Source organism: Candidatus Hydrogenedentota bacterium (assembly GCA_035416745.1).
In the GTDB taxonomy this organism is placed as follows: Bacteria; Hydrogenedentota; Hydrogenedentia; order Hydrogenedentales; family SLHB01; genus UBA2224.
This window is the reverse complement of sequence record DAOLNV010000128.1, coordinates 1-11476: the sequence shown is the minus strand read 5'-3', so window position 1 is coordinate 11476 and position 11476 is coordinate 1. Positions and strand designations below refer to the sequence as shown.

Annotated in this window: 10 protein-coding genes; 4 read left to right on the top strand and 6 right to left on the bottom strand. The window is 61.2% G+C overall.

Annotated elements, in window-relative coordinates; all coding sequences use genetic code 11:
* Positions 1-284 precede the first annotated feature (284 nt).
* From PLJ71_21490 to PLJ71_21475, 4 genes are all read left to right on the top strand, one after another.
* On the top strand, positions 285-881 hold the full coding sequence (locus tag PLJ71_21490) for a DUF4190 domain-containing protein (GenBank protein HQM51264.1): 597 nt from the start codon (positions 285-287) through the stop codon (positions 879-881).
* A 50-nt stretch (positions 882-931) separates the two neighbouring features.
* Positions 932-2473 carry a glycine hydroxymethyltransferase gene (locus tag PLJ71_21485; GenBank protein ID HQM51263.1) on the top strand — a complete coding sequence of 514 codons (1542 nt, stop codon included), beginning with the start codon at positions 932-934 and terminating at the stop codon, positions 2471-2473.
* A 15-nt stretch (positions 2474-2488) separates the two neighbouring features.
* A complete protein-coding gene (locus PLJ71_21480; protein ID HQM51262.1) occupies positions 2489-3340 on the top strand; it encodes a BON domain-containing protein in 852 nt (283 codons plus the stop codon).
* Between the two features lie 92 nt (positions 3341-3432).
* On the top strand, positions 3433-4329 hold the full coding sequence (locus tag PLJ71_21475; protein ID HQM51261.1) for a hypothetical protein: 897 nt from the start codon (positions 3433-3435) through the stop codon (positions 4327-4329).
* Here the strand turns inward: PLJ71_21475 and PLJ71_21470 are convergent.
* From PLJ71_21470 to cmk, 6 genes are all read right to left on the bottom strand, one after another.
* A complete protein-coding gene (locus PLJ71_21470) occupies positions 4326-5720 on the bottom strand; it encodes a VCBS repeat-containing protein (GenBank protein ID HQM51260.1) in 1395 nt (464 codons plus the stop codon). The genes PLJ71_21475 and PLJ71_21470 overlap by 4 nt on opposite strands.
* A complete protein-coding gene (locus tag PLJ71_21465; GenBank protein HQM51259.1) occupies positions 5717-7216 on the bottom strand; it encodes a VCBS repeat-containing protein in 1500 nt (499 codons plus the stop codon). Before PLJ71_21465 ends, PLJ71_21470 begins: the two co-directional genes overlap by 4 nt.
* Complete coding sequence (locus PLJ71_21460; GenBank protein ID HQM51258.1) at positions 7213-8007, bottom strand: ABC transporter permease; 795 nt, start codon at positions 8005-8007, stop codon at positions 7213-7215. Before PLJ71_21460 ends, PLJ71_21465 begins: the two co-directional genes overlap by 4 nt.
* A complete protein-coding gene (locus PLJ71_21455; GenBank protein ID HQM51257.1) occupies positions 8004-8903 on the bottom strand; it encodes an ABC transporter ATP-binding protein in 900 nt (299 codons plus the stop codon). Before PLJ71_21455 ends, PLJ71_21460 begins: the two co-directional genes overlap by 4 nt.
* Before the next feature lie 64 nt (positions 8904-8967).
* Positions 8968-10665 carry a single-stranded-DNA-specific exonuclease RecJ gene (gene recJ / locus PLJ71_21450; protein ID HQM51256.1) on the bottom strand — a complete coding sequence of 566 codons (1698 nt, stop codon included), beginning with the start codon at positions 10663-10665 and terminating at the stop codon, positions 8968-8970.
* Positions 10662-11339 (bottom strand): (d)CMP kinase, encoded by a 678-nt coding sequence (cmk, locus tag PLJ71_21445; GenBank protein HQM51255.1) that lies wholly within the window; start codon positions 11337-11339, stop codon positions 10662-10664. Before cmk ends, recJ begins: the two co-directional genes overlap by 4 nt.
* Positions 11340-11476: the final 137 nt, after the last annotated feature.

The following is an 11476-nucleotide window of genomic DNA, read 5'->3' as shown; positions in this document are numbered from 1 at the left end:
CAGGCCGCCGGGGTGCCGCCATGCCCAATGCTGTCCTGCGGGGAGGAAAGCTCTTTCCCTATCCCTCGGGTTGAGGGGTGTCCCGTCGGGTTACGGCCAGTCGCCACGCTCTTCGATTTCCAGTCGCGAACACAGGGTCAAAGAGCGTTGCTTTCCTTCGTGCTACTGCACGTCTTTGCATATTCCCACTCGACGGAGCCGGGCCTCTGTTGACTATTTGACACATCACTCAGGCCGGTAGAAAATGTGCGCGGGAATCTCCTGGAAATGAGGGAACGTGCGCCATGGCAAATTGGTACTACCTCATCGGCGACGATCAACACGGACCGGTCGGAGAAGAGGATATCCAGCGGATGCTGGCCTCGGGCGAGCTGCGGCCCGCCGATATGCTCTGGCAGGCTGGCATGCCGGACTGGCTCGAGGTGAGCAAAGTATTTCCTTCCTATGGGCACGAAGGAGGGGCCGTCGAGGAAAACGTCTATGCTTCGGAAGGCGCTTCCGCTCCTTGGGAACAGGCCGAAGCGGGACCCAGCCCCGTCACAGGCCCGTCCGGACAAGGCGGCTTGCAGCCTGAGGCCGGCCCCTACCATATGCCCACGACTGAGCGCAATGTGCGGGCGATGCCCGGCGAGGTTCCGATGGTTCAGATCGAGCCTCTTGCCCTGGGCAGCATCATCCTGGCCATTGCGAGCCCGGCCCTTTGCGCGCTCACGTCTATTCCTGCCGTTGTACTCGGGCACATGGCCCTTGCGCGGATCAAGCGCGAGCCCGGGCGATACGGCGGCAAGACGGTTGCCATTATAGGATTGATTCTTGGCTACGCGTTCTCGCTCATGTTTCTTCTTCTCGTGGCGGCGTTTCTTGCCTCGTTTCTTGCCTAGTGTTGAAACAGTCCGCTCCGTGCGACTACCATGGTGCCTTCGACTAACGCATGGGGAGGCCTGTTGTGAGCATTTCCAGAATAAACAATGCGCTCGTGGACTTTCTTCAATTCCGGAAACCACGCGAGGTGGATGCGGGTTTTCTGGGCTACCTGGCAGGTTTGACCGAAATAGCCGCCGTCGCGCCCCAGGTGGCGCGGTCCATTGTGCAGGAATTGGCGGACCAGCGCGCCAACCTCAAACTCATTGCCAGCGAGAATTACTGCTCTCTTGCGACCCAGTTGGCCATGGGCAACCTCTTGACGGACAAGTACGCCGAGGGATTCCCGGGACACCGCTTCTACGCGGGATGCGATAACGTGGACGACGTCGAGGCCTACGCGTGCGAGCAGCTCAAGACGCTTTTCGGGTGCGAGCACGCTTACGTGCAGCCGCACAGCGGGGCCGACGCCAACTTGATCGCCTATTGGGCGATCCTGCAGACCCGCATCGAGATGCCTACGCTGGCGGAGATGGGGGTGACCGACCCGTCGAAACTTTCTCGCGAAGAATGGGATGCCATCCGGCAGAAGACCGGAAACCAACGCTTGCTGGGGATGGACTACTACTCCGGCGGACATCTCACCCACGGGTACCGCCATAACATCTCCGCCATGATGTTCGATTCGTACAGCTACGGGGTCAGCAAGGAAACGGGCCTCCTTGACTACGATGAGCTCGAGAAGACCGTCCTCGAGATCAAGCCGCTCATTCTTCTGGCCGGGTACAGCGCCTACCCCCGCAAGATCAACTTCAAGCGGTTTCGCGAAATGGCCGACAGAGTGAACGCCGTGTTCATGGTGGACATGGCACACTTCGCGGGGCTGGTGGCGGGCGGCGTGTTCGAGGGCGATTTCAATCCCGTGTTGCACGCCCATGTCGTGACTACGACGACCCACAAGACGCTGCGCGGGCCCAGGGGCGGCGCGATTCTGTGCGTCGAGGAGTTCGCGGAATCGGTCAACAAGGGTTGCCCGCTTGTAATTGGCGGCCCCTTGCCGCACATCCTCGCGGCCAAAGCAGTCACGTTTACCGAGGCGAACACGCCCGAATTCAGAGCATATGCCAGAAAGATCGCGGAAAACGCGCAAGCCTTGGCCCGCGCGTGCATAGCCGAAGGCCTCAGCGTGTGCACCGGCGGCACCGACAATCATCTGATGCTGATTAACGTGACGGGGTTTGGCATTACCGGACGCCAGGCCGAAAGCGCGTTGCGGGAATGCGGGATCACCCTGAATCGCAACTCTCTGCCCTACGATGCCAATGGTCCCTGGTACACAAGCGGGCTGCGCATCGGCACGCCGGCGGTGACCACTCTGGGTATGGGCGAAACCGAGATGAACGAGATCGCGGCGGTCATCAAACTGGTGCTGGCGAATACGACGGCGGCCATTGTTGATTCGGGTCCCAACCTGGGCAAACCCAGCAAGGCGAAACACGAGATAAGCAACGCGGTCAAATCGGAGGCCCGGGCACGTGTTACCGCGCTCCTCCAGGCGTTTCCCGTGTACCCGAAACTGGACTTGGCGTTTCTCCAGAAGCATTTCACCTGAACCGGAGGACACAGCATGATCAGCGCCAGGAAACAACGCGCGGCGTGGACGTTCGCAATCCTCATGGCGGCACTTGCCGTGCCGGCGGGCGCGGCCGTACGAACCGCCGCCAAAGACGCGCTGATCACCGGACGTATCGAATCCACATTTCTTCTCAATGAGCAATTGAACCCGTTCAACATCAACACCACCACCAAGAACGGCGTGGTTACCCTTACCGGCAGCGTCGACGAGCCGACGGCCCGGCAATTGGCGGAAGATTTGGCCCGGTCGGTCAAGGGTGTCGTCGATGTGAACAATCAGATCAGGGTGGTGGCGACGCCATCCGGCACGCATGCCCGGCGCAGTTTCAGCCAGCAGGTGCGCGACAAGAGCATTAGCGCGTCAATCCGCTCGCGGTTGCTGTATCACAAGCAGTTTAGCAGTTTGAAGATCGATGTCCACACCGAGTACGGAAACGTTACTCTGTCGGGCGTTGTGCCCAGCGAAGCCGACAAGACCGCCATTGCGGATATTGCGGCAACAACGCGCGGGGTCGAGAAGGTGCGGAATCTGCTGACGGTGGCGCCTAAACAAGCCCTCAAACCCGTGAGTGCGGCTGGACGGGATTTCAGCGACGAGTGGGTAGAGAAACGGGTGGAAACGGCTCTGATGATGAACAGGCATGTCACGCTCGGCAGCCTGAATATCGAAGTAAACGACGGGCTGTGCATTCTCACTGGCGTAGTAGACACCCCTGAACAGAAGGAGCTGGCCGAAGCGATTGCCATGAGCGTACAAGGGGTAAAAAAGGTGCAGAATGACATCAAGGCGGAAGGGCCCGCCATCGAACTCGAGCCTATCGTGCCCGAGGAATCCGCTCCCTGACGCGCTGGATACTTGCGAGGTTCCTTTGAAGTTGTCGCGGCTCCTCCTTCCCCCCTTTACTTGAACCCGAAGCCGGTTTATCTTGAAGGGCCATGGACAAGTCACAGAAACTCGCCCTTGTGTTCATTTCTATAGGCATCTTCATCGGCGTGCTCGTTCTCGTTGTGTCCGGCGGCGGTCTGCAGACAATAGGGCAGAGTACATTTCGCGCCGCACCGGGGAAGCAGTTGGATGCGGCGCGCCCGATGTACTCCGACACCGCTCAGGAAGCGCCGGTGCAATCGAACGGCGCCCCGGAGCCGCTTGTCCCGCCGGAGAGTTCTGAGAACGCCCATCCAAAAGAGTCTGACCAGATATCGCGACCTTCCCCCACTGCGGACGCGCCACAAAGCCCGGCTGATAAGGTCATTCTGGAAGCGCGCAACGCGCTGGATCCAAGGACAGGCATCGACCGCATCGAGGCGCTTTTGTGGACGCTGGAGAACCTTGCCGAGATCTCGCGGCTCTATGCGGCCAAGGCCGATCTGTATCTTCGGTGCGACCCTCCCGACCTCGAGGGCGCCGCCGCCGCTGCATCGGAGGCCGTAAGGTGCGCCGAGGAACCTGATGTCCGGGACGAGGCCGGATTTGTCCAGGCAGACGTGTTGCGGCAATCAGGAGATATCGAAGCGGCGCAGGAAGTTGCTGCCCGTATCGTATCCGGCGAAGGTCCTCTCACTGCGGGCAAGCTTCGGGCGGGCCTTCTGCAGGCGGAAATGAAACGGGCGGCGGGCGACACCGAAGCGGCCGCAGCCGCGTATCGGGACGTCATGCGCCGAATTGCCGCGACTCAGGAACCACTGGACGGCCAATCGACCGACCTCTACCGCCAGGCAGCGTTGAACCTCGTGCAGACTCTGCGCCAATCAGGCAATCGCGAGGAGGCGGACGCCGTTGCTGAAGAGGCCAGCCGGCAGTTGTCACGGTTACGCGAACGAACCGGTTCCTAGCGCCCCGTCGCTGGTTTCAGCACGTAGATATGGCGTTCCCCCCGAATCACGGCGCCGATGCGGCCCGTGCCGTCCAGGTCCGCGCGGATTTCGAGCCGGTCGATGTTCTCAGGAAAGGAGCGCTGGAAAGAAGGCCGGGCAGGGAATCCTTCATCGCCGCAGGTCCATGCGCAATACTCACTGGCGCCGGTTGCGAAGGCCACGTCGGTGCGGCCGTCCCCGTTGAAATCGCCAAGAAGCGGCAGATACAGGGGAATTCCCCGCTCGGGATGAAGAAACCACCCAATCGGCACACGCGTTCTGATGACGCTGACGCTTCGCGGGTCATAGCGGTTCTTCTCGGGCTCAAAACACTGCACGCGGAGCTCGAGGGGCCACGAGCGCGACGTCAACGCTTCAGTAACCGCCTGGATCGACGTCCCGGGGCGCGGCGCGCACCACAACAGCAGGTCGGTATAGCCATCGGCATTGAAATCCGGCAACATCTGTTGGGGCGGAATCAGACTTCCCCGGTACCGTCTCTCGGGGCTGACCTGGGCATGGCCCTCGCCGTTCAAGGGATGGGATGTCTCCGGTTGTTGGATGCGTATCAGCGTGTCTTCATAGTCAGGCTCGGTTAAGGCGTAGAGAACGCGCTGTTGAACGCCGTCTTTCGTGGTGAGCGAAAACCACGGCCACCGCTGGGGCTCATCTTCGCCGTCAGACTGCAGGTGGACGAAGCCGCCGGGGCCCAACGCGTCTCGTGTTGCAGGAGAGGGCGCAGAGGCAGAGGGAAAATCATGCACAACCACTTGGTCGATGTGCATCTCGACGGCCCCGGGCGGACCCACAAGGTTCGGGTAGACCGTCCTGGCCGCAAACGGCCGTTCGAACAAGGCAGCGCTCTCGCCCCCGCTGCCGAGAGAGAAGGTCTCGACAACTGTGCCGTCGAGGGCCCGCAGTTCAAGGGAGGATTCACGGGGAATGGCCACCAGCCACCGCCCGTTGCGCTGCGTTGCCAGGATGTGTGGTCTTGGATACCCCCCCTGCGAATCGTCGATGAGATGGTCTACGCGGAACAATTCACGCGGGGCTGCGTCGGGCTCGTCAAGTTCGATCAAAAGGACCCCGCCCGATTGAATAGCCATGATTTCGGCGGCGCCGTCGCCGTCTGCATCGAAAACGTCAAAGGCGGGTGCATTCTCGGGCAAGGTGACCGCAAATCGGAGATTGCCCGTATCGATGCCATAGATGCGGAGGTCGCGCTCCGCCAGAACGGCGATCTCGGCCGTGGCGTCGTCATCCGCGGCCAGAGCGAATATCTGCGCCTCAGGAGGTTCGAGCGGTATACTTACAACCTCGAAGGCCCCCGTGCTGACCGCAAGCAGCATGGTTCCAACGGCCGCAATCATTGCGTTTTCTCCCGCGTCAGAAATACCCGGCACCGCTCATATCCATCGGCGCTTGCCGGGTCCATCCAGCGGAACACGATATCGCTCCGTCCGTCTCCATCGATGTCATCCACCGCGTAACGCCAATCCGGCTGGGTCTCAACCTCCAGCAACGGCCTCGAACGGAATCCCTCCCTTGTTCCCCGAAAGCCCTGCAAAAGGCGCGCATCGCTGTGAATAAGAACGTCGCGGATGCCGTCGCCGTCGAAATCCCCCGTGATGTCGGCCAATTCGGAGGCGAGGTAACGGGCGAACCGTTCTCCTGAACCTGCAATTACTTTCCCGATGTTCACCCGAAACGTTCCTCGGATATCCGGAGTCCCCGGGAAAGTCCCCTTTTCGTCTTGCAGATGGATGCGGAGCTCATGGTCGAGAGCGTCTGCGCTCATGAATCTCGCCACGCTCTCTCGAACGCCCCCTGCAAACAAACCCGACGATTCCGTGACCATATCGAGGCGCCCGTCTCCATTGAAATCTACAAACGAGCAGCGTGGACGAAGCGACATGCTGCGCACGAACTGCATGGTTTCCCCGCCATCGGTCGATGCAAGGGTTTCATACACCGGCGCGTGAAGAACACCGCCCGGCGTGAACAGCCAACGGCCGCCGGCGAAGTCTATGACGTCGTCTTCGTTGAGACGGCAAGGCCGCATGCTGGCGGCCATGAGCGGCGTCCGGCGGTCCTCGACAAGGCGCGTGACACACGCAGCGTTCTCGGCACTCTCGAGAACGTACCGCCGAATACGGTAGCGCGCTTGTTCTCCGGGCCAAAGGTCGGACTCAAGCGTCACGAGCTGGTTTCCGGCAAGAAAAAACCGGCTTGACAACTGCAATTCCGGCGACGGGTCCGGGCGTGCATCCGGCGGCCAGAATGAAGGCGTTTGGCAAGGAACCAGCCGGAGAGGCGGCAGGACATCGAGCACGGCGGCTTCCGAGTATCCGGCCTCTGACTTCGCGTAGACATGTAGCCCCCGTTGACTGGCTACAACGACCTCGGGCACGCCGTCGCCGTCCAAATCCTGAAGAAACCGCTCGAAATGCACGGCGGGGGCCCGATCAACCGGCGGCGCAGACGTTCCGGCCGGCGGATTCTCCTCGTGGGGCCAGGCTACGGCATTATCCAGGACTGTTTGCCACCCCTCGGGCGCCCATTTCACGGCGACCAGTCGTGAAGGCAGCCGCAGATACAACGTGGAATCCCAAAGGTCGCAGGCGGGGCACTCGTCCAGATGAGGCAAAGACAGCAGATCTTCTTTGCGGAACCCACCGCCCCGCTGAAACGCGACGGAATCCGGTAGAACCAAGTCGGTCTTGCCGTCTCTGTCCATGTCGCCTTGCCGGAAATTGCGCCACGGTTCGCCCGACAGAGGGTCCGTCCGCCCCACGCGGATTCCCGGGATGTCTTGCTCGACGAAGAGCAGCGCGCCGCAGAACAGCGTCACGAGAACCCCGCTCATGCGTGCAGGCTCCGTTTCTGGAGGATGCCAGCGGCAGCCGCCACGAACGCCACGGTCCAGATTGCGGGCACGATAACGATCCAAGGGGCATCCTCGGGCAACCAGCCCAACTCGGGGAAGCCATCGGCTCTTTGGGCAAAGATCTGCCACGTTTCAAGGTAGCTTGAGAAGACAAAGGGCTGGATACCCAGAGGATTCTTGACCATGTCGAGCAGCAGCCAGAGACCCACAGCCCAGCCGATGGCAGCGGCATGACTGCGACTGAGAGTGGATATGAACAAGGCATACGCTACAAGGGCCAACAATGGGAACATGGCGAATAGGGCGGCCGCCACATAGGTTCCCGCCATGCCGGCCCCGGTGTACAGGATCTCCCCGCCATACTCGACGCCATGCATTTCGCCGAAGACGAGAGCCAGAGCCCAACTGCCCACTGCAGCCAAAACTACGACAACAGCAGCAAAGGTCATGCCCCACATGAGCTTGGCGATCAAAAACTCGACGCGGCGCAAGGGCCGGACAAGGACCAGGCGGATGGTGCCCCGGCCCAGCTCGGAAGCAATCAACCCCGAGCAGAAGATCACGATGAGAAGAAGTCCCAGCATTCCAAGAGCAATAGCCGTCGCATCGAGCACGAACCGGTAGTCGCTGACTCCGTCCCGTTCGATCGGGCTCTGCAGCATGGCGGCCAGCACGGCCGCCGCAACAAGACAAGGCCCCGCCCATGTGAAACGCAATCGTATCCCCTTGCACAATTCAACAAAATAGGCGTTCCAAATCCTGTGTATCATCGTTTGATCGCCTTCAAGAAAAAGTCCTCGAGCGACCTTCGCTGCGGAATCACGCCTGATATGACGCACCCGGAGCTGATCAGAAAAGACGTCAATTGATGGATAGTGGCATTGCCCAGTTTCACGTTGATCCGCCCGTGGTCGGTTTCCACGGCGTCCACCCACGGCTGGTCCATGAGGCGTTTCGCGGCGGCTTCCGGCGCCTCGACAATCACTTCCACCTGTTTGGGGTCGTAAGAAAGCAGTTTATCCGTGCGTTCACAGGTAAGCAGGCGGCCGCGGTTCATGATGGCCACACGGTCGCACAGGGCTTCCGCCTCATGAAGCAAGTTGCTCGACACGATGATGGTCACCTTGGCCCGTTCGGCCAGTAGCCGCAGGAGCCTAATGGTATCGCGCGCCGATTCGGTATCCAGCCCGTTGGTGGGCTCGTCCAGAATGAGCAATTCCGGTTCCGTAAGCAGGGCTTGGGCCAGACCCAGACGCTGGCGCATGCCGTGCGAGAACGTATGGACTTTTCGGTCTGCGGCCCAGAGCAATCCCGCGCGGTCCAATGCGCGGTCCACCGTGACCCCCCGTCCCGCCAGCCGGGCCAAAAGAAGCAGGTTGGCCCTCGCAGTCAAATGGTCGTAGAAAGATGGGCGCTCGACGAGCACGCCCATGCGCCCGGCGATATCCAGAAAAGCCCGCCGCAGATCCTTGCCGAAAACAGTGACCGTGCCGCTGGTGGGCCGCACCAGCCCCGTAAGCATATAGAGCGTGGTACTCTTCCCGGCCCCGTTAGGCCCCAGGAGGCCGAAGATCTCGCCAACCTCGATTCTCAGGGACAAGCCGCCCACCGCGACCACGTGCCCGTAGCATTTTGTTAAATCGGTTGTTTCGATACATGTGGGCATGCTGCAGATCCTAGCATGTTTCCCTTTGGGAAGTCAGTTGGGGCATCGTCGTTCGTGATATGGCTCACTCGGCGGGCCGGACATCTTTGAGAATAAGCTGGATGATTGTCTCGTTCCGGTAAGTGTTGAGCTGGGGTGTGAAGGCAGCATTTACCAGCGCTGCATCTCGCAGAGTCTCGAAACAATCTCCCATTTGGAACCCGATGGCGGGAAAGGTCCGTGCTCCGTCACGCAACATGAGCTTAATATGGCCTCCCCGCAGCAACCGGCACGAATGGGGAACCACCTCCACCCCGTACGTGCAGAATATGGGCTCGGAGTTGCCGTGGCCGTAGGGTTCCAGAAGGTCCAGGTACTTCAAGAGTTGGCCGTCCACCTGGCTGAAAGAAATCAGGGCGTCGATGGGAAGCACCGCCTTCAACTCGCGGTCGTGCAACTGGCGTGTCGCTTCGTTTTCAAAGGCCTGGTGAAATGCGCCGAGCTTCTCTTCGGCAATGGTCAGCCCGCCCGCGGCGCGGTGCCCGCCGAATTTGACCAGATGCTCACAGCACCCGGTTAGCCCCGTCGACACATCGAACTCAGGAATGCCGCGAACGGACCCGTGGCCGATTCCGTCCTCGTCGACGGCGATGAGAGCAACGGGCCGGTAGAAATGGCGTTGCAGGCGGGAAGCCACTATGCCGATGACGCCCTGGTGCCACCCCTTGCGGGCAAGCACGATACTGCGCTGTTCGTCCCTGAACGTTTCCGCCAACTCCTCCAACGCCTCTTCGAGAATCGCGGCTTCGATGTCACGGCGTTCGGTGTTGGCCCGATCGAGTTCGCGGGCGATGGGCTCCGCTGCCTCCAGGGACTCGGCCAGGATAAGGCTCATCCCCGTGATACCCGCGCCCAGCCGCCCGCCCGCATTGATGCGGGGAGCAAGTTGATATGCGACATTGCGCGCGGTCAGCGTCTCCAGGTTGACACGCGCAACCTGGGCCAGTTTCATCAGACCAGGCCGCAACCGTGCGGGCGCGTCACGCAGCCCGAGCGCAACCAGAATACGGTTCTCGCCGCGCAGGGGGACGATGTCCGCCACCGTGCCCAGCGCAACGAGGTCCAAGTCGTGCATCTTGCCCGTGAGAGCGGAAGCCAGTTTGAAGGCCACGGCGGCCCCGCAGACGTCGTAGCAAGGGTGGGCCGGACCGTCGAGCTTGGGATCAATAATAACGTCAGCGGCGGGAAGCGCGCCTTCGGGTTCGTGGTGGTCCGTGATGATCATTCCGATGCCCGCCTCCCGGGCGGCGTCGGCCGCGTCCCGCGCGGTAACGCCGTTGTCCACGGTAATGATCAGGTCGACCTTCTCGTCTCGGGCCTGCCAAACGCGCTCGGCGTTAATCCCATACCCTTCTTCCAGACGGTTTGGCATATCGTACGCGCACGAACGGAGCCCATACTCCCGCAATGCGTTATACAGGACCGCCGTGCCGGTGATCCCGTCAACGTCGTAATCGCCAAAGACCAGCACCTTCTGTTCGCGCTCGCGCGCAATGCGCAACCGCTCTACGGCGCGGTCCACCCCGCCGAGGTCAAACGGGTCTGACAGGTCTTCGGCGGAGGGGTTCAGGAACTGGTGTCCGAGTTTGGGCGTCGTAGCGCCGCGGATGATAAGCAATTGGGCCACCAGGGCAGGCACCTCGAGTTCCTCGGCCAAGGCCCGGACCAACTCCCGTTCGCTGGGTGGATAGGACCAGGCTAAAACGTTCCTAGACGAACTCACGATACCCCCCGTACGATGTTGACGATTGCGGAGACAGCCTCGTCAAACGAAAGACCCGAGGTATCCAGCAATCGCGCATCATCGGCTTGCCGCAACGGAGAAACCGGGCGGTTCAGGTTTTTCTGGTCGCGTTCCTCGATGTCTCTCGTCAACTCCGCCACGTCCACCTGGACGCCTTTTTCCGCGAGCTGGGCCGCGCGGCGCCTCACCCGTTCGCCGAGCGACGCGTCCATATAAACCTTCCAACGGGCCTTTGGAAACACCACGGTGCCCATGTCACGCCCGTCCGCAACGGTGGGCTGGCGCGCACTGAACGCCCGCTGCAGTTCCACGAGATGAGCTCGCACGCCCGCAACATGGTCGAGCTTGTAGACTTGGCGCGTAATTTCCGGGGTTCGAATCTCCTCCGTGATGTCCGAACCACCCGCCATGACCCGCAGGACGCCGTCTTGCTCGCTCATATCGAGGGGCATTTCCCGTGTAGCGCGGGTAAGCGCGGCGGGATCGTCGAGGTTGACGCCATTGTGCATAGCCCACCACGTGGCTGCGCGGTACATGGCCCCCGTATCCAGGTATGCAAAACCCAGGACCTCCGCCACGCGGCGGCCCACCGAGCTCTTGCCGGCGCCTACTGGTCCGTCAATGGCCACGATCTCTGTAATTTCCGAGCACACCCGTATTCCTAACCTTCCCTCAAAGGTCCCTTAGGCAAGGCCGTGAAAAAGACTCGCTTATACCGCGGCTCTATCCGGACTCCCCCAGAACGCATGCCATAGAGCCTACCACGGACTACGGTCCTGCCTCAACGATG